The 17,844-nt window shown below is 72.8% G+C and carries 13 protein-coding genes; 5 read left to right on the top strand and 8 right to left on the bottom strand.

The window, feature by feature from the left end:
• Positions 1–213: 213 nt before the first annotated feature.
• The 3 genes from DRB96_RS34005 to pta form a co-directional block, all read right to left on the bottom strand.
• Positions 214–1,227, bottom strand: a complete 1,014-nt coding sequence (locus tag DRB96_RS34005) for an ATP-binding protein (protein ID WP_112451903.1) — start codon at positions 1,225–1,227, stop codon at positions 214–216.
• Entirely contained in the window at positions 1,224–1,670 is a 447-nt protein-coding gene (locus tag DRB96_RS34010; RefSeq protein WP_112451904.1) for a hypothetical protein, read from the bottom strand. The genes DRB96_RS34005 and DRB96_RS34010 overlap by 4 nt, the downstream gene beginning before the upstream one ends.
• Before the next feature lie 238 nt (positions 1,671–1,908).
• Positions 1,909–3,993: a phosphate acetyltransferase gene (gene pta / locus DRB96_RS34015; RefSeq protein WP_112451905.1), complete on the bottom strand. Its 2,085-nt coding sequence runs from the start codon at positions 3,991–3,993 to the stop codon at positions 1,909–1,911.
• Between the two features lie 350 nt (positions 3,994–4,343).
• On the opposite strand from pta, the gene DRB96_RS34020 reads away from it, so the two are divergent.
• Positions 4,344–5,369, top strand: coding sequence for an ATP-dependent 6-phosphofructokinase (locus tag DRB96_RS34020; protein WP_112451906.1), 1,026 nt, complete (start codon positions 4,344–4,346; stop codon positions 5,367–5,369).
• A 285-nt stretch (positions 5,370–5,654) separates the two neighbouring features.
• A complete protein-coding gene (locus DRB96_RS34025; protein ID WP_162688829.1) occupies positions 5,655–7,691 on the top strand; it encodes a hypothetical protein in 2,037 nt (678 codons plus the stop codon).
• A 138-nt stretch (positions 7,692–7,829) separates the two neighbouring features.
• On the opposite strand, the gene DRB96_RS34030 is transcribed toward DRB96_RS34025, so the two are convergent.
• A complete protein-coding gene (locus tag DRB96_RS34030) occupies positions 7,830–8,453 on the bottom strand; it encodes a helix-turn-helix transcriptional regulator (protein ID WP_112451908.1) in 624 nt (207 codons plus the stop codon).
• 395 nt (positions 8,454–8,848) lie between these two features.
• On the opposite strand from DRB96_RS34030, the gene DRB96_RS34035 reads away from it, so the two are divergent.
• Together DRB96_RS34035 and DRB96_RS34040 are read left to right on the top strand one after the other, a co-directional pair.
• Entirely contained in the window at positions 8,849–9,226 is a 378-nt protein-coding gene (locus DRB96_RS34035) for a MerR family transcriptional regulator (RefSeq protein WP_112451909.1), read from the top strand.
• A gap of 28 nt (positions 9,227–9,254) precedes the next feature.
• Positions 9,255–9,632 carry a thioredoxin domain-containing protein gene (locus tag DRB96_RS34040; RefSeq protein ID WP_112451910.1) on the top strand — a complete coding sequence of 126 codons (378 nt, stop codon included), beginning with the start codon at positions 9,255–9,257 and terminating at the stop codon, positions 9,630–9,632.
• Here DRB96_RS34040 and glgB read toward each other — a convergent pair.
• Positions 9,616–12,111 (bottom strand): 1,4-alpha-glucan branching enzyme, encoded by a 2,496-nt coding sequence (glgB, locus tag DRB96_RS34045; RefSeq protein WP_239517790.1) that lies wholly within the window; start codon positions 12,109–12,111, stop codon positions 9,616–9,618. The two genes, DRB96_RS34040 and glgB, sit on opposite strands and share 17 nt — an antisense overlap.
• Between glgB and DRB96_RS34050 the strand changes: the two genes are divergently transcribed.
• Positions 12,110–14,593 carry an AAA family ATPase gene (locus tag DRB96_RS34050; RefSeq protein WP_239517895.1) on the top strand — a complete coding sequence of 828 codons (2,484 nt, stop codon included), beginning with the start codon at positions 12,110–12,112 and terminating at the stop codon, positions 14,591–14,593. The genes glgB and DRB96_RS34050 overlap by 2 nt on opposite strands.
• A gap of 57 nt (positions 14,594–14,650) precedes the next feature.
• Here the strand turns inward: DRB96_RS34050 and DRB96_RS34055 are convergent, their stop codons facing one another.
• The 3 genes from DRB96_RS34055 to panB all read right to left on the bottom strand — a co-directional run bounded on the left by DRB96_RS34055 (position 14,651) and on the right by panB (position 17,530).
• Positions 14,651–15,499 carry an ABC transporter permease gene (locus tag DRB96_RS34055; protein ID WP_112451911.1) on the bottom strand — a complete coding sequence of 283 codons (849 nt, stop codon included), beginning with the start codon at positions 15,497–15,499 and terminating at the stop codon, positions 14,651–14,653.
• Positions 15,496–16,515 (bottom strand): ATP-binding cassette domain-containing protein, encoded by a 1,020-nt coding sequence (locus DRB96_RS34060; protein WP_204357881.1) that lies wholly within the window; start codon positions 16,513–16,515, stop codon positions 15,496–15,498. The genes DRB96_RS34055 and DRB96_RS34060 overlap by 4 nt, the downstream gene beginning before the upstream one ends.
• Before the next feature lie 154 nt (positions 16,516–16,669).
• Entirely contained in the window at positions 16,670–17,530 is an 861-nt protein-coding gene (gene panB, locus DRB96_RS34065) for a 3-methyl-2-oxobutanoate hydroxymethyltransferase (RefSeq protein WP_112451912.1), read from the bottom strand.
• Between the last annotated feature and the right edge of the window lie 314 nt (positions 17,531–17,844).

The raw sequence follows: 17,844 nt of genomic DNA on the forward strand, positions 1-17,844 counted from the left end.
GCCGGTCGGGCAGCAAGGGTTCGAGGACGGCAGCGGGCCCGGATCCGGAGGGCCCGGATCCGGAGGGCGGGTAGCAGACGCCGTGGTCGGCGAGGACGCGCTCGGCGGGGTGCGGTGCGGCGGGCGGGCTTCCGGTCACCCGGTCGACGACGCTGCGGCCGGTCGCCCGGTGCACGGTCCCCGTCAGAGCGGCCGCGAACACGGCGCGGTTCATCACCTGCGGCGGGGTCGTGTACGTGCGCCCCGCGGCGGCCGCCGCGCGGCCCGCGTCCTGGGTGTGGATCCGGGCCCAGTGGGCCTGTTCGCGGTTGAGGAGGTACGTGACCAGGCCGACGGCGTCGGTGGGCGCGGGCGGCCGTGGAGGTGGGCGTCCACGGCGACCAGGGCGGCCATGTGGACGGCCAGCGTCAGCCCGAACTCCGGCCCGTCCAGGGAAACCGGCGGGGCAACCCGTAACGGCGCGGGCACCCGTAACGGCGGGGGAACCCGTGAACCGTCCGGCGCGCCCGGGGCGGCTCCGAGGCAGGCCGCGAAGGTGTCAAGGGCGGCCTCGAACATCCCGGCCCGTTCGCCGCCGCGCTCCGGCAGGGGCTCCAGGGCCTGGACGGAGGTGGCCGCCTGGGAGTCGTGCAGGGCGGCCTGCACGGCCGGCCACTGGTCCGTGCCCCGGGCCACCAGCAGCACCCGGGTCGGCCGGTCGAGGCGGTGGAGCAGCCGGTTGCTCAGCAGCCAGGTGAGGTGGGGGAGCGGCCAGTGGTCGGCGTAGTCGACGACCAGCAGCACCCCGGCGGCGCCCACGGCCCGCAGGTCGCCGCCGGCGCCGCCCGGGAGCACGTTGCCGGGGGCGTGCACGGTCCTGACGACCTTCCACCCTTCGGCGACGCTGTCCCGGGCGAACGCCGCCGCGAGGCGGCTCTTGCCCTGGCCGCCGGGCCCGTGCAGCCAGCGGACGGCGAGCCGTCGGCCGGTGGCGCCGCGCCACGCGCGGAGCTCGGCGAGCTCGTCGGCGCGGCCGGTGAAGGGGACGATCTCGTGCCGGGCGCTGAGCAGGCGGCTGGGCAGCTCCCGCAGCCATTCCGGGTCCGACTCGGGCGGGGGGAGCCACTCCTCCAGGACGTAGGAGGGCAGCCCGTCCGCGTACACGTGGAGGTCGGCCCCGACCACGCCGTACGCGAAGCCCCCTTCCGCGGTGACGTGCTGACGCGCCGACGGGTCGGGCTCGCTCATGCGGGGGCGGGGTATTCGCCGGCGGCCGGCCGGTGATGGTGCACGTGCACGCTGCTGCCGGGTCCCTGGGCGCCGAAGGCGGCGCCGCCGGCGTGCGCGGTGATGTGCTGCGACCACTGTTGGGCGGCCGGGGGCACGGAGACCTCCTCGATCAGGGCGCGCAGCTCGTCCGCGGCCTCCGGGTGTTCGCGGAGCAGGGCGCCGATCCGGCGCGCCCAGGGGCGTACGAGGTCTTCGCGTACGCCGTCGGTGTCCTCGCCCTCGCCCGCGATCAGTTCCGCATCGCCGTCCAACTGGGCCGCCAGCGCGGTGGACCGCTCGTCGCCACGGCGGCGGAAGAGCTCGACGACGCGCTCCCGGGTGCCGTCCCAGGCGCTGGTGGCCATGGCCGCCACGACGGTCGTCGCCCCCGTCATGGCCAGCACGGTCATCGGATCCGACACGGAACCCCTTTCCGGGCGTCGTCGGGTGACGTCATGCCGGGGAGGGTACCGACGCCGTCGCGTTCCCGTCTGATGTGACCGGGGGACGCAGCCCGAACGGGTGGCGCGGACCGCTCGGCCTCATCGGCCTCGCCGGTCTTCTGCGTGGCTGGGGGCCGGGGGCCGGGGGACCCGGGGGAGAGGTGAATAGGAGACGGGAGAGGGGGGGGCCAGTGCCGCCGGCTCGGCGGGGGCGGGGTCAGGCGGTGGGGGCCGGTGCGCCCTGCGCCTGGATGGCGGTGATGGCCACGGTGGTGACGATGTCCTGGACCAGCGCGCCGCGGGAGAGGTCGTTGACGGGCTTGCGGAGCCCCTGCAGGACCGGGCCGACCGCCACCGCGCCGGCCGAGCGCTGTACGGCCTTGTACGTGTTGTTGCCGGTGTTGAGGTCCGGGAAGATCAGCACCGTCGCGCGGCCGGCCACCTCGGACTCGGGCAGCTTGGTCGCGGCGACCGAGGGCTCCACGGCGGCGTCGTACTGGATCGGACCCTCGATCAGCAGGTCGGGACGGAGCCCGCGGACGATCTCGGTGGCCTTGCGGACCTTGTCCACGTCCGCGCCCGAACCGGAGGTGCCGGTCGAGTACGAGAGCATCGCGATCCGCGGCTCCAGCCCGAAGGCGGCCGCGGTGGTCGCCGACTGGATGGCGATGTCGGCGAGCTGCTCGGCGTTGGGGTCCGGGTTGACGGCGCAGTCGCCGTACGCGAGGACCCTGTCGGCCAGGCACATGAAGAAGACCGAGGAGACGATGGAGGCGTCGGGCTTGGTCTTGATGATCTCGAAGGCCGGGCGGATGGTGGCGGCGGTGGAGTGCACCGAGCCGGAGACCATGCCGTCGGCCAGGCCCTCCTGGACCATCAGGGTGCCGAAGTAGTTGACGTCGGTGACCACGTCGTTGGCCAGCTCGACCGTCATGCCCTTGTGGGCGCGGGCCTTGGCGTAGTACTCGGCGAACCGTTCCCGCAGCGGGGAGGTCGACGGGTCGATGAGCTGCGCGGCCGAGATGTCGATGCCCAGGTCGGCGGCCTTCTTCAGGATCGCCGGCTCCTCGCCCAGCAGGGTGAGGTCGCAGACCCCGCGGCGCAGCACCACGTCCGCGGCGCGCAGCACGCGCTCCTCGGTGCCCTCCGGGAGCACCACGCGGCGGCGCTCCGAGCGGGCCCGCTCCAGCAGCTCGTTCTCGAACATCATCGGGGTGACGCGCTCGGAGCGGGCCACCGAGAGCACCTCGCGCAGCTCGGCGGTGTCCACGTGGCGTTCGAACAGGCCGAGCGCGGTCTCCAGCTTGCGCGGGGTCGCGGAGTTCAGCCGGCTCTGCAGCGAGAAGAGTTCGGCGGCGGTCGGGAAGCTGTTGCCGGCCACCGAGACGACCGGCGTGCCGGGTGCCAGCTTCGAGGCCAGCGTCAGGATGTCCTTGCCCGGGCGCTCGTTCAGCGTCAGCAGTACGCCGGCGATCGGCGGGGTGCCGGAGGTGTGCGCGGCCAGCGCGCCGATGACCAGGTCGGAGCGGTCCCCGGGGGTGACGACCAGACAGCCGGGGGTCAGGGCGTTGAGGAAGTTGGGCAGCATCGCCCCGCCGAAGACGAAGTCCAGGGCGTCGCGGGCGAGCCCGGCCTCGTCGCCGAGGAGCACCTCGCCGCCGAGCGCCTGCGTGATCTGGGCGACCGTCGGGGCGGACAGGTGCTTGTCCTCCGGCAGGACGTAGCAGGGCACGGGGAGCCGTGCGGCCAGGCGTTCGGCTATCGCCTCGCGGTCCTCGGGGGCCACCCGGTTGACGACCATCGCGCCCACGTGGCAGCCGAGGCTCTCGTACGCGCGGTACGCGTTGCGGGTCTCGGCGCGCACGGCTTCGGCCGGGTGCTTGGTGCCGCCCACGACGGGGATGACCAGCGCGCCCAGTTCGTTGGCGAGGCGGGCGTTGAGGGCCAGCTCGTCGGGGAGGTTGGTGTCGGCGTAGTCGGTGCCGAGGACCAGCATGACCTCGTAGTCCCGGGCCACCTTCTGGTAGCGGCCGACCAGCTGGGAGACCAGCTCGTCCGTGCCCTTCTCGGCCAGGATGGCGGAGGCCTCGTGGTACTCCATGCCGTAGGCGGTGGAGGCGTCCTGGTCGATCCGGTAGCGGCCCTTCAGGAGGTCGAAGAGCCGGTCGGGGCCGTCGTGCAGCAACGGGCGGTAGACGCCCACCCGGCCTGTCTGGCGGGTCAGGAGCTCCATGATCCCCAGCTCGACGACCTGGCGGCCGTCCCCCCGCTCGATACCGGTCACGTACACGCTGCGCGTCACGCGTGCTCTCCGTCCCATCGTGTGAAATCTCGGGATCGCCCCACCAGGATTCTGGCCCCGGCGGGGCGGATATTCGAGTCGGTTGTCCCAGTTAATGTGGGGTTGACCTCTTGACAATACCCCTGCGGATCGTTAGGACGCCCGCCGGGAAAAGGGCCCTGTCGAGGGGGTCGAAAGGCCTGACCGGCACGTCGGAGGAGGTGTGCCACGGAGCGCGCGTCACCCCGGACACGTGGAACAATCGGACAGGCTTCATCAATACGCCCTTCATACAGCCCTTCATATGTACGGCCGGCTGTCCGCCCGCACGCGTACGGCCCGGTACGACCAGGAGCAGGAGACACAGCACGATGCGTATCGGAGTTCTCACCGCAGGCGGCGACTGTCCGGGCCTGAACGCTGTCATCCGGTCGGTCGTACACCGTGCCGTGGTCGGGCACGGGGACGAGGTCATCGGCTTCGAGGACGGCTTCAAGGGCCTCCTCGACGGCAATTACCGCCCCCTCGACATCAACGCCGTCAGCGGCATTCTCGCTCGCGGCGGCACGATTCTCGGTTCAGCCCGAATGGAGCGCGCCCGGCTGCACGAGGCTGCCGAGAACGCCCGGGAGCTGGCGAAGCTCTACGGCATCGACGCGCTGATCCCGATCGGCGGCGAGGGCACCCTGACCGCCGCCCGGATGTTGTCGGACGCCGGCATGCCCGTCGTCGGCGTGCCGAAGACGATCGACAACGACATCTCCTCCACCGACCGCACCTTCGGCTTCGACACCGCCGTCATGGTCGCCACCGAGGCCATCGACCGCCTCAAGACCACCGCCGAATCCCACCAGCGCGTCATGGTCGTCGAGGTGATGGGCCGGCACGCGGGCTGGATCGCCCTGGAGTCCGGCATGGCCGGCGGCGCCCACGGGATCTGCCTGCCGGAGCGCCCCTTCGAGGTGGACGCCCTGGTGAAGATGGTGGAGGAACGATTCGCCCGCGGTAAGAAGTTCGCCGTCATCTGCGTGGCCGAAGGCGCCCACCCCGGCGAGGGCTCCATGCCCTACGAGAAGGGCGCGATCGACCAGTACGGCCACGAGCGCTTCGCCGGCATCGGCAACCGCCTCGCCGTCGAGCTGGAGCGGCGCCTGGGCAAGGAAGCCCGCCCGGTCATCCTCGGCCACGTCCAGCGCGGCGGCACCCCCACCGCCTACGACCGCGTCCTCGCGACCCGCTTCGGCTGGCACGCGGTCGAAGCCGTCCACCGCGGTGACTTCGGCAACATGACCGCCCTGCGCGGCACCGACATCGTCATGGCCCCGCTGGCCGACGCCGTCACCGAGCTGAAGACCGTCCCCGAGGACCGCATGTACGAGGCCGAGTCGGTCTTCTGACCCTCCCGGCCGGGACCTTCCTCCCGAATCCGAGGGCCGGACGGCCCGATCGCCACCGCCCCGGCGGAGCGTGAGCGCCCCGTCCGGCCGGCACCCGCCCGACGCGGCCCCCCACCGGGGCGGCGCCGGGCTCAGCCATGCCCCGCCCCGTCCGCGGGCTATGATCCGAGAATCTCACCGTAGGGGGTTGAGCGGCCGGTCCGGCCGCGAAGTCCGGGCCCCGTCCTCCGGTTCCGCGCGCTCCTTGGAAGGTGTCCGTCTCCCGTGGCGAACCGCCCTGCCCTCTTGACCAGAACGCGTCCCGAAAGCCCGCGGGCGGCCTCGGCCGACGTCCCGGACCCGGCACCGGGCGGAACCCGGCGGCGCTGGTCCGTGCTCGGCGCGGCCCTCGCGGCGTCCTGGGCGCTGCCGCTGCTCCTGGACGCGCTCGCCCTCGACGTGGTGCTCATACCCGTCCTGGTCCTGGCCATCGCCTCCCTGATGCGGGTCGGCGGCGGCCTGCTCGACCGGATCGTCGTCGCCGCCTTCGTGCTGTGCGGCGCGGTCATGTCCTTCGGACTGCTCTTCTCCGTATGGCCCTGGGGCCTGGCACCCGTCCCCGGAGCGGGCCTCCTGCTGAGCGTCGTGTCCCTCGCCGGCTGGCTGTCCGGCCGGCGCCCCCGCATCCCCCTGCGGCTGCGCGGCTCCGACGCACTGGTCGCCGGCACCGCGGCGGTGGTCTGGCACTACATGCACCACCCGCTCATCGGGAAGTCCGTCACCGAACGGCTGGCCCTCTTCATCACGTCCGAGGACCGGCTGGGGCACTTCTCGTACTTCGACGGCATCCACCACGTCGGCGGCTACGCCTTCCTCCACCAGGAGGCCGCCAGGACGTACATGATGACCCCGTCCGAGGCCGTCTACCCGCAGGGCACCCACTTCCTGCTGGCCTGGATCGACGTCCTCGTGAAGTCCTCCACCGACGGCGGCCCCGGCGTCGAGATGATGAACCGCTACCTCCTGTACGTCATCGGCGGCTACGCCCTGCTCTGCGCCGCCCTCGTCTGGGCCGCCCGCTGGATCGGCGGCCCGCGCCTGCGCGGGTGGCGCGCGGCGGCGGTCTGCGCCACCGTGATGGCGGTGATGCTCTCCGGCTCGATGGCGGAACTGGTCGAGCGGGGCTTCGACTCCGAGACCGCCGGCCTCCTCTTCCTCACCGTCGGGCTGGCCCTGCTGGTGCGGCCCGCGATGGGCCGGGCCGAGTTCGCGGTCGTCGCCGTGGCCGCGCTGGTGGCCGTGACCTTCGTCTACAACCTCTACGGCGCCCTCATCGGCCTCGCCCTGGCCGCCGTCCTGATCGTCCACCGGCGGCGGTTCGCCCGCCGCAGGATCCCGCTCCTGGTGTTCCTGGCCGCCGGCGCGGTCGTCGCCGGACTGCCCAGCCTCTTCTCCGTGCTGACCAAGCTGGACGTCTCCAAGACCTCGAACCTGCCCGGCCCGATGGTCGTCCCCGACCGCCCGGTCCTCATCGGATGCGCCCTGCTGGCCGTACTGGCCGCCTCCCTGCCGGCGAACCGCAAGACGGGCACCGGCCGGATGGTGCTGGCCCTCGTCCTGGGCGCGGCCACCGTGATCGGCCTCTTCGGGGCCTGGCAGAAGCACACCATCGGCCACTTCTCGTACTACTTCGAGAAGCTGGCCGCCGCCGGCCTGGTGATCGCCCTGATCTCGCTGGGCCTGGTCGGGCTGGCGCTGCTGCCCGCCGCCCGTACGGCGCGCGGCTCCGTGTGGAGCCGCCGGGGCGGAACACTGCTGCGCTCCGGCCTCGCGACCGCCGCCGCGCTCGCCCTCTTCGGCAACGTGCAGTTCGGGGTCCCGTCGGGGTGGAGCCACCCCTCCGCCTGGTACGGCAACCCGATGCTCCTGTGGGCCAAGGGCGGCCCCAAGACCGACCTGGGCCCGGCGACCGAGGCCCTCGCCGGGCGCGACCTCGACCGGGCCGCCCCGCCGCTGATCGCCCTGTACTCCAACGACCCGTACATGAACCTGCAGTCCACCTTCCTCGCCCAGCTCCTCACCCACCGGGCGGGCGACATGGTGGGGCTGTACGAGACCGTCCGGGTCAAGACGGGCGGGCCCGCGGACGAGAAGGACGCGGCGAAGGACAGGGACGCGGCGAGGGACTACGCGCCCTCGCTCGAGCACCTGAAGAAGGCCATCGCCTCCTGCGCCACCCCGCCGACCGTCCTGGTGGCCGACCGCGCGGTGGCGGACCGGCTGCGCGCGGACCTCGAGCGCGACGGCGTCCGCGCGACCGTGCTCCACGCGCCCGTCGACTAGTGCTGTGACCGGAAAGGTCCACCGGCCCGCGGGGGCGGGACCACCGCCCTGAATCCGAACGTCGAACGGCCCCGGCCGCGTCCTGCCGTGGACGCGGTCGGGGCCGTTCCGGTAGGGGGCCCGCGGTGGAAATGTGTCCTACGCCGCACCGCCCGCGAGGGACCAGAAGCGGTCCACGATGTCCGCGAGGTACTCGCGCCCCGAGTCGCCGCTGCCGGCCTCGCCCTCGGCGCCGCCCCATCCGAGGGTCGCCACCATCCTCGACTGGTACTCCCCGTGGAGCTGCTCCAGCACCCGCTCCAGGTGCGCCTTGGGCACCGGCAGCAGCTTGGCCAGCGGCTTCACGTACGCCTGCCAGCGCGTGGTCACCCCGCTGCGCAGCAGATCGGCCAGCTCCTCGTGCTTGCCGGTCGCGGTCACGAACTGGGCCAGGGTCAGCCCCAGGGCCGTGGCCAGCGCGGCGGACTGCCGCTCGTTGCCCTTCCAGCGGCCGGAGTCCTCCATCTTCTGGTATGAGCCCGTCTCCACACCGACCCGCCGGGCCAGGTCGTCGGCGGCCAGCCCCCTGGCCATGCGGTGCTCGCGCAAAGTGACCGGCTCGGCCAGGAGCTCGCTGGGGGAGCACCAGAGCACGCCCGCGAGGGCCGTGAGCTCGGTGGAGGAGGGCGAAATCTCGCCACGCTCCCACGCCGTCACGGTCTCGGGGGTGACGAGCAGTCCGTACTGGGCGCGCAGGCCATAGGCGACATGACCGGGAGCCATGCCCAGGGCCGCGCGGAGACGACGCGCGGCGGGGGCATTGAAAGGTGGGCTGGAGTGCACACGCCACACCGTAGGAGTGGCCGAGGCGTGGCGACTACAGACCAAACAAACAAGCCCATAACTCGTAGGAAAGTCCTATGGAGTTAAGGGCTTTGGTCCGCTTTCTCTGCGACTGTCCGGTAATCGGATCGATCCGTGATCCACTTCCTAGCGTACGTTTCCGGCCGCCCCGCGGGGTACCCCCGTGCGTGATCCGCCTCACATGATCCGGATCATCGCGAACCGGCCACCCGGCCGGTACGTACTCCCGGAGGGAGGCCCTCGCTCACGGGGGTGGTGAGGGCCTCCCCCCGACTCCTTGCCTTGACGCCGACGTCAAGGCTTACGGTCGGCCCATGCGAATCGGCGAACTGGCCGAGCGGGCCGGCACCAGCACGCGGACGCTCCGGTACTACGAGTCCCGGGGCCTGCTGCCCGCGCGGCGCGACGGCAACGGCCACCGCACCTACGGCGAGGACGACCTGCGGCTGCTCCGCCAGATCCGCACGCTCCAGGACTTCGGCTTCGACCTGGAGGAGACCCGCCCGTTCGTCGAGTGCCTGCGCGCCGGGCACCCGGCCGGCGACTCCTGCCCGGCCTCGCTCGCCGTCTACCGGCGCAAGCTCGCCGAGCTGGAGGGCCTGATCGGCCGGCTCACCGACGTACGGGACCACGTGGCGAGCCAGCTCGCCGACGCCGAAGCGGCACGGCCCAGATGTGAGATGACCGGTTGAACCGGTCGAGGAGAGAGGGGAAGCAACGATGAAGGCACACGGTGTGGCCGAAGTGACCGACGCGGACTTCGAGGCGGAGGTGCTCGGCGAGCGGGGCCGGCCCGTCCTGGTGGAGTTCACCGCCGACTGGTGCGGCCCGTGCCGCCAGCTCGCCCCGGTCCTGTCCGCGGTCGCCGCCGAGGAGGCCGACCGGCTCAAGGTCGTCCAGATCGACGCGGACCGAAACCCCGCCACGCTCGCGCGCTACGGGGTGCTGTCCATGCCGACCCTGCTCGTCTTCCGGGACGGCGAACCCGTCCGGCAGCTGGTCGGGGCCCGGGCCAAGCGCCGGCTCCTCCAGGAACTGGAGGAGCACCTGGCCCCGGCGGTCCCGACCGCCGCCGCCGCGGCTACGGCGCGGGCCTGAACCAGACCGTCGCCAGCGGCGGGAGGGTCAGGCGCAGGCTCGCCGCCCGCCCCTGCGAGGGCACCGGCTCGGGCCGCGCCGGCCGCGCGTGGTGGACGCCGCTGCCGCCGTAGAGCTGCTGGTCGGTGTTGAGCACCTCCCGCCACGCCGGCACCTCCTCCGGGACCCCGATCCGGTACCCGTGCCGGACCACCGGCGAGAAGTTCGAGACGCACAGCAGCTGCGAGCCGTCCTGCGCGAACCGCAGGAAGGCGAAGACGTTGTCCTCCGCCGCGTCGCCCTCCCCCCACGCGAAGCCCTCCGGCACGGTGTCCCGCTCCCACAGGGCGGGCGCCGCCCGGTAGGTGCGGTTCAGATCGCCCACGAGGCTGCGTACGCCCCGGTGGTCGCCGGCCGCGGCGTACGAGGAGTCCAGCAGCCACCAGTCCGGCCCGTACATCTCGGACCACTCCGAGCCCTGCGCGAACTCCTGCCCCATGAAGAGCAGCTGCTTGCCCGGGTGGGCCCACATGAAGCCCAGGTACGCCCGGTGCGCGGCCCGCTGCTGCCACCAGTCCCCGGGCATCTTCGACACCAGCGAGCCCTTGCCGTGCACCACCTCGTCGTGCGAGATCGGCAGCACGTAGTTCTCGCTGAACGCGTAGACCATCCCGAAGGTCATGTCGTGGTGGTGGTACTTGCGGTGCACCGACTCCTTCGACGCGTAGCGCAGGGTGTCGTGCATCCAGCCCATGTTCCACTTCAGGCCGAAGCCCAGACCGCCCGCGTCGGTGGGCCGGGTGACGCCCGGCCACGCGGTGGACTCCTCGGCGATCGTCACCACGCCCGGGCAGCGCCGGTAGACGGTGGCGTTCATCTCCTGGAGCAGCGCCACCGCGTCCAGGTTCTCCCGCCCGCCGTGCTCGTTCGGCGTCCACTCGCCCTCGCCGCGCGAGTAGTCGAGGTAGAGCATCGAGGCCACCGCGTCCACGCGCAGCCCGTCGACGTGGAACTCCTCGCACCAGTAGACGGCGTTGGCGACGAGGAAGTTCCTGACCTCGCGGCGCCCGTAGTCGAACTCCAGGGTCCCCCAGTCCGGATGCGCGGCCCGCTGCGGGTCGTGGTGCTCGTACAGCGGGCGCCCGTCGAACTCCGCCAGGGCCCACTCGTCGCGCGGGAAGTGCGCCGGCACCCAGTCGACGATCACCCCGATCCCGGCCCGGTGGAGCGAGTCCACCAGGAAGCGGAAGTCGTCCGGGGTGCCCATCCGGGAGGTCGGCGCGTAGAAGCCGGTGACCTGGTAGCCCCACGAGCCGCCGAAGGGGTGCTCGGCGACCGGCATCAGCTCCACGTGGGTGAAGCCCAGCTCCGTGACGTACGCCGGGAGCTGCTCGGCCAACTGCCGGTAGGACAGGCCGGGCCGCCACGACGCCAGGTGCAGCTCGTACACCGAGAAGGGGGCCTGGTGCGCCGGGAGGGCCCCGCGCGAGGCCATCCACTCGGCGTCCTGCCAGACGTAGGAGGAGGCCGTCACCACCGAGGCGTTGGCCGGCGGGACCTCCGCGGACCGGGCCATCGGGTCGGCGCGCAGGGTGTGCGAACCGTCCGGGCGCGTGATGTCGTACTTGTACAGGGCGCCCGCGCCGACACCCGGCAGGAACAGCTCCCACACCCCGGTCGAGCCGAGCGAGCGCATCGGGTAGGCGACCGAGTCCCAGTACGAGAAGTCCCCGCTCACGCGCACCCCCTGCGCGTTCGGGGCCCACAGGGTGAACCGGGTGCCGGCCACTCCCTGGTGCTCCATCGGCTGCGCGCCCAGCGCCGTCCACAGCTCCTCGTGGCGGCCCTCGCCGATCAGGTGCAGGTCGAGCTCGCCGAGCGCGGGCAGGAACCGGTAGGGGTCGTGGACCTCGACCTCGTCGCTGTCGTACGTCACCAGCAGCCGGTAGTCCGGCACCCCGGCCAGCGGCAGCAGCCCCGAGAACAGCCCGTCGCCGTCGTCGAAGAGCTCGGCCCGCAGCCCCTTGGCGACGATGGTGACCGCCTTCGCGTACGGGCGCAGCACCCGGAAGGACACCCCGCCCCGCTGGGCACGGGCTCCGAGCACCCCGTGCGGATCGTGGTGGCGGCCCTCCAGCAGCCGGGACCGCTCCTGCGCGCCGAGCGGGGGCGCCGGCCGGACCCCGTGCGGCGGTGCGGCCCGGCGGGCCCGCGGGGCCCGGGCCTTCTTCGCGCCGCTCGCCTCAAGGGCGGCGGGGGCAACGGCGGGGGTGGTGCGGGTGGTTGGCTCAGGCCGCCACCGGAAGCGCGGCCTCCGGGGCGGCCGGGAGCGGGATGCCGAAGTCGCGCAGGACGGCCCCGGCGGCGCGGCGGGCCGAGCGCAGCGCGCCCTCGACGGTGTTGCTGTCGCGGCTGTCCCCGCCCCCGTACCGCCCGGACAGGGCAATCTGCGGGCCCGGCTCACGACGTTCGTCGGCCGGGAGGACGACATCCGGGCCATCGGCGACGATCTCGCACGGGCCCGGCTCGTCACCCTGCTCGGGCCCGGCGGCGCCGGCAAGACCCGGCTGTCGCAGGAGGCCGCCGAGGCCCACGCCGGGGGCGGCTGGCCCGACGGGGTGTGGTTCGTCGAGCTGGCCCCCGTCGACGGCCCCGCCGACCCCGAGGACGTCGCCGAAGCGGCCCTCGCCGCGCTCGGCGCCCGCGAGACCAAGCTGCGCGGCGCCTCCGCCGAGGAGATGCGGGTACTCACCGAGCGCGGCGGGGACAGTGCCCTCGACCGGCTCGCCGAGCACTGCGCCCGGCGCCGCCTGCTCCTGATCCTCGACAACTGCGAGCACGTCATCGGCGCCGCCGCCCGCCTCGCCGCGGAGGTGCTCGCGCACTGCCCCGGAGTCCGGATCCTGGCCACCAGCCGCGAGCCCCTCGGCGTGCCCGGCGAGACGCTGCGCCCCGTGGATCCGCTGCCCGACCCCGTCGCGCTGCGGCTGCTGGACGACCGGGGCTCCGCCGCCCGGGCCGGGTTCACGGTCGACGACGACCCGGCCGCCGCCGTCGAGATCTGCCGTCGGCTGGACGGGATGCCGCTCGCCATCGAGCTGGCCGCCGCCCGGCTCAGGCTGCTGACCCCCCGCCAGATCGCCGACCGCCTCGACGACCGCTTTCGGCTCCTGACCAGCGGCAGCCGTACCGTCCTGCCCCGCCAGCAGACCCTGCGCGCGGTCGTCGACTGGTCCTGGGACCTTCTCGACGAGCCCGAACGGGCGGTCCTGCGCCGCCTGTCCGTCTTCGCCGGCGGCTGCGACCTCGACGCCGCCGAAGCCGTCTGCGCCGACGCCGGCGACACGGACGGGGCCGCCGGCGTCGCCGACCTCCTCGGCTCCCTCGTCGACAAGTCCCTCGTCGTCGCCGCCCCCGGCGCGGACGGCAACGGCATGCGCTACCGGCTCCTGGAGACCGTCGCCGAGTACGCCGCCGAGCGCCTCGCCCAGGCAGGCGACGACCTCGCCGACACGGGCCGCCGCCACCTCACCCACTACCGGGAACTCGTCCGCACCATCGAGCCGCAGCTGCGCGGCCACGGCCAGCGCGCCGCCGCCGACCGGATCGCCACCGAGTACGAGAACCTCCGTACGGCCCTGCGCCGGGCCGTCGCCGCCCGGGACGTCGGCGAGGTGCTCTGCGTCGTCCACTCCCTCGCCTGGTACTGGCAGATGCACGACCTGCGCGCCGAGCTCCGCCACTGGTCCGCGGCCGCCGCGGCCCTCGGCCCCGACCCCTTCGCCCCGCCCGTGGTCCCCGCGCCGCCCCTCTACGAGCGGGTCGTCGACACGCCCCCGCCCTACGAGGGCGAGCTGCTCACCGAGGCCTGGCGCGACATCCAGATCATGTGCCTGGCATCCCGGGACCAGACCAGCGACAACTGGTCCAGCCCGGAGGTCCGCGCCCAGGTCGACGGCATGGTCGCCGCCTACCGCCCCGGGCTGCCGCAAACCTGCCGGGCCCCCGCCCTGATGTGGGTGTACGCCGTGATGATCTCGGGCGATGCCGACCTGCTGCGCGACGTCATCGAGGAGACCGTGCGGACCGCCCGCGGCCTCGGCTACCGCTGGGAGCTCGCCTCCGCCCTCCAACTGCGCGCCAACGTCCTGGCCAACCGCGCAGACTGGGCCGGCGACGCCTCGCGCGACGCGGAGGAGAGCCTCGCGATCTTCCGCTCGCTCGGCGACGACTGGGGCTGCGCCGAGGCGCTCTCCGCCCGCGCCGAGGCCATGGAGAAGCGCGGCGCGTACGCCCTGGCCGCCGACGACTTCCGGGCCGCCATCGAGCACGCCCGGCGGCTCGGCGCCCAGGCCCAGGTCTCGGTGCTGCAGGTGCGGATGGCCGGGACCCTCGTCGAGAGCGGCCACATGGAGGAGGCGGAGGAGCTCCTCACCGGACTGCTCCCCGGCATCCAGCACTCCGGCAACGAGGCCATGCCCGCCGCCCGGATGTTCCTCGCGGGCATCTACGGCCGCACCGGCCGCATCGCCGAGGCCCGCGCGCAGCTCCAGTCCCTGCGCGACGAGTTCTCCTTCGGCGCCTACGCCATCTTCGACGGGTTCCTGCTCGGCACGATGGCCTGGCTCGACAACCAGGAGGACGCGTACGAGAGCGCCCTCGTGACGGTCCGCCGGGCCATCGAGAGCGTCCGGGACCCGCTCGCCCTGATGATCGCCCCGCACCTTCCGGCCGTGTACCTGCTGACCGCCGCCGTCGCCCACGCCGGAGCCGGCGGCCCGGTCCGGGGCCGCCGGGCCGCGGAGCTGATGGGCGCCTACCGGGCGCTGGTGCCGCCCGCGCACTTCCCGGTCACCACCGAGCGTGCGGACGCCGAGCTGGCCGAGGGCCTGGCCCGGGCCGCGCTCGGCGACAGCGCCTACGAGGCGGCGTACGCCGAAGGCGGCGGCCTCACCCTGAAGGAGGCCGCCGCCCTCGTCTGACCCGGTCCCCGACCTGGGTCCGCCCGGGACGCGATCCGGAACGGACCGGTCCGCGGGTCAGGTCTTCTGGCGGAACCTCCGCACGGCGAGCGGCATCGTCACCAGCGTGATGCCGACCGACCAGGCCAGCGTGATCCACACGGAGTTGCCGATCGGGGTCCCGTTGATCAGGGCCCGGGCCGCATCGGCCAGGTTGGACAGCGGGTTGACGTCGGTGAAGCTCTGCAGCCAGCCGGGCATCGTCGTCGTCGGGGCGAAGATCGAGCTGCCGAACTGCAGCGGCATCAGGACCAGCATCGCCATGCCCTGGACGGCCTGGGGGGTCTTCATGGCGAGACCCAGCAGGATGAAGATCCACATCAGCGAGGAACCGAAGATCGCCGCCAGTCCGATGGACAGGAACAGGTCCAGCACGGAGGTCTTGATCGACAGGCCGAGCAGGAAGCCCATGCCGAGCAGGATCGCGATGGCGACCATCATCCGGCCGAGCTCGACCACGATCTTGGCGATGAGCACCGAGGAACGGGCGATGGGCATGGACCGGAACCGGTCCATCACGCCCTTCTTGAAGTCGTCGTTGACCCCGGTGCCGACACCCATGGCGATGTTCATGCCCATCATCGCCATCAGGCCCGGCACCACGTAGTTGACGTACTCGCCCTGGTTGCCCTTGCCCGCGATCGCGCCGCCGAAGACGAACACGAACAGCAGCGTGAAGATGATCGGCATGAACAGGACGTCGAACATCGACTCCGGGTCCTGCTTGATCTGCAGGACGTTGCGCCGCGCCAGGGCGCCGATGTGGCGGAGATTGCCCCGCAGGCCGATCCGGCCGTCATCGGCCGGGGCGGGCCCGCCGGCCGGGGCGGCCGTGGCGGGACGGGGCTTCGTGGTTACGGTGCTCATGCCGCGACCTCCTCGGTCTGCTCGGTGGGAACGGAGTCCTCGACGGAGGGGTGCTGTCCGGTGATGGACAGGAACACCTCGTCCAGGCTGGGCAGGTACGTGCTGATGTCGGTGATCCCGTACCCGCGGGCCGCCAGCAGGCCGACCACGGCGGTCAGCTGCTCGTCGGCCAGGATCGGGACCAGCAGGGCGCCCTCGTCCGGGACGGCCTGGGAACCGGCCACCCCGTCCAGTCCGGCCTCCGCCAGCGAGCGGGCCATGCCCGGCAGGTCCGAGGGGTCGGAGGGGCGGATCCGCAGGGTCCGGCCGCCGACGCGCGCCTTCAGCTCATCGACCTTGCCGTTGGCGATGACCTTGCCCTTGTCGATGACCGTCAGCTCGCTGGCGAGCTGCTCGGCCTCCTCCATGTACTGGGTGGTGAGCAGCACGGTGGCCCCCTCGGCGACCATCCGCTGCACCTCGTCCCACACCTCGTTGCGGGTGCGGGGGTCCAGACCGGTCGTCGGCTCGTCCAGGTACAGCACGGCCGGGCTGCCGATCATCGAGGCGGCCAGGTCGAGCCGGCGCCGCATGCCGCCGGAGTAGTTCATCACGGCCTTCTTCGCGGCCTCCGTGAGGGAGAACCGCTCCAGCAGCTCGTCGGCGCGCCGGCGGGAGTCCTTGCGGGACAGGTCCAGCAGCCGGCCGATCATGTAGAGGTTCTCCCAGCCGGAGAGCTTCTCGTCGACCGAGGCGTACTGGCCCGTCAGGCCTATGGTCCGGCGCAGCTGGCGGGGCTGGCGGACCACGTCGAAGCCGGCGACGAAGGCCGTGCCGGCATCGGGGGTGATCAGGGTGGACAGGCAGCGCACCAGGGTGGTCTTGCCCGCGCCGTTCGGGCCGAGGACACCGAGCACGGTGCCTTCGCGGACATCCAGGTCCACCCCGTCGAGGGCTTTGGTCTCGCCGTAGTGCTTGACCAGTCCCCGCACTTCTACGGCGTGGGGGTTCTTGTCGATTCGCGTCATGTCCACCATGGGACCACCCGCCACTGACAAAGCACCGACATCCGACCGACAGCGGACCGACGGCGGACCGACATCGGGTCGACATCGGGTCGGCAGCGGGTCGGCAAAACGGCGGGGGCCCGCCGAGACGTCCGTCGGCGGGCCCCCGGATGAACCGGTCCTGCTAGTGGAACGCGTGCTCGGCCTGCGGGAACGTTCCGCCGACCACGTCCTCGGCGAAGGCCTTCGCCGCGTCGCCCATGGTCGCCCGCAGGTTCGCGTACTGCTTGACGAACTTCGGCATCTTCCCGCCGGTCAGCCCCATCATGTCCGTCCACACCAGCACCTGCGCGTCGCACTCCGCGCCCGCGCCGATGCCGACCGTCGGGATGTGCAGGGACCGGGTGACCTCGGCGGCCAGCTCGGCCGGGACCAGCTCCAGCACCACCGCGAAGGCGCCCGCGTCCTGCGCCGCCTTCGCGTCGCGCAGCAGCTGGTGGGCGGCCTCGTCGCCGCGCCCCTGCACCCGGTAGCCCATGGCGTTGACGGACTGCGGGGTCAGGCCCAGGTGGGACATGACCGGGATGCCGGACTGCACGATCAGCTCGGTCTGTGCCAGCGAGCGCTCCCCGCCCTCCAGCTTGACCGCGCCCACCCCGGCCTCCTTGACGAGCCGCGTGGCGCTGCGCAGCGCCTGCACGGGGCCTTCCTGGTACGAGCCGAACGGCAGGTCGCCAACGATCAGCGCGCGGCTGGTGCCGCGTACGACGGCGGCCGACAGCAGGGTCATCTCGTCCATCGTCACCGGGACGGTGGTCTCGTAGCCGAGGTGGCAGTTGCCCATCGAGTCGCCGACGAGCATGACCGGGATGCCGGCCTCGTCGAACACGGACGCGGTCATCGCGTCGTAGGCGGTGAGCATGGGCCACTTCTCGCCGCGTTCCTTGGCGAGGGTGAGGTCGCGGACGGTGATGCGCCGGGTGCCCGTGCCTCCGTACAGCGTGGGGGAGGCGGCTTCGCGGGCAGGCGAAACGGCATGCGTCATTGCAACTGCTCCTTGATGTTCATCTCGAGGCGCCCTTACGGCGTCCCCGGACTCACCACCATGGTGGCACTCGTCCGGCCCGGGCGGGAAGTGGCACGAAGACCGGTTCCTCCCGCCGTTCATCACACTTCCGGCGCAGCGCGGGCCGGCCGGGGGCCCGGCGGGGGCCCGGCGGGGCCACGCCCGGTCCAATGTGCGCGTTTCGTGACAAGCGGAACTGTTGCCGCTCGGCCGTTCGTCCTCCCGGACGTACGGCCGAGACAATCGGCACGGAACGTTCCGTATATCGCCTAGGGTCAAGGGGCGGGGACGGA

Source organism: Streptomyces sp. ICC1, from assembly GCF_003287935.1.
GTDB lineage: Bacteria > Actinomycetota > Actinomycetes > Streptomycetales > Streptomycetaceae > Streptomyces > Streptomyces tritrimontium.

Bases quoted from the DNA above. Each gene is read 5' to 3' on its own strand.
- DRB96_RS34005 (WP_112451903.1), bottom strand. From the start codon at position 1,227: ATGAGCGAGCCCGACCCGTCGGCGCGTCAGCACGTCACCGCGGAAGGG.
- DRB96_RS34020 (WP_112451906.1), top strand. From the start codon at position 4,344: ATGCGTATCGGAGTTCTCACCGCAGGCGGCGACTGTCCGGGCCTGAAC.
- DRB96_RS34030 (WP_112451908.1), bottom strand. From the start codon at position 8,453: ATGGCTCCCGGTCATGTCGCCTATGGCCTGCGCGCCCAGTACGGACTG.
- DRB96_RS34035 (WP_112451909.1), top strand. From the start codon at position 8,849: ATGCGAATCGGCGAACTGGCCGAGCGGGCCGGCACCAGCACGCGGACG.
- DRB96_RS34040 (WP_112451910.1), top strand. From the start codon at position 9,255: ATGAAGGCACACGGTGTGGCCGAAGTGACCGACGCGGACTTCGAGGCG.
- glgB (WP_239517790.1), bottom strand. From the start codon at position 12,111: ATGGCCCGGATGTCGTCCTCCCGGCCGACGAACGTCGTGAGCCGGGCC.
- DRB96_RS34055 (WP_112451911.1), bottom strand. From the start codon at position 15,499: ATGAGCACCGTAACCACGAAGCCCCGTCCCGCCACGGCCGCCCCGGCC.
- DRB96_RS34060 (WP_204357881.1), bottom strand. From the start codon at position 16,515: ATGGTGGACATGACGCGAATCGACAAGAACCCCCACGCCGTAGAAGTG.
- panB (WP_112451912.1), bottom strand. From the start codon at position 17,530: ATGACGCATGCCGTTTCGCCTGCCCGCGAAGCCGCCTCCCCCACGCTG.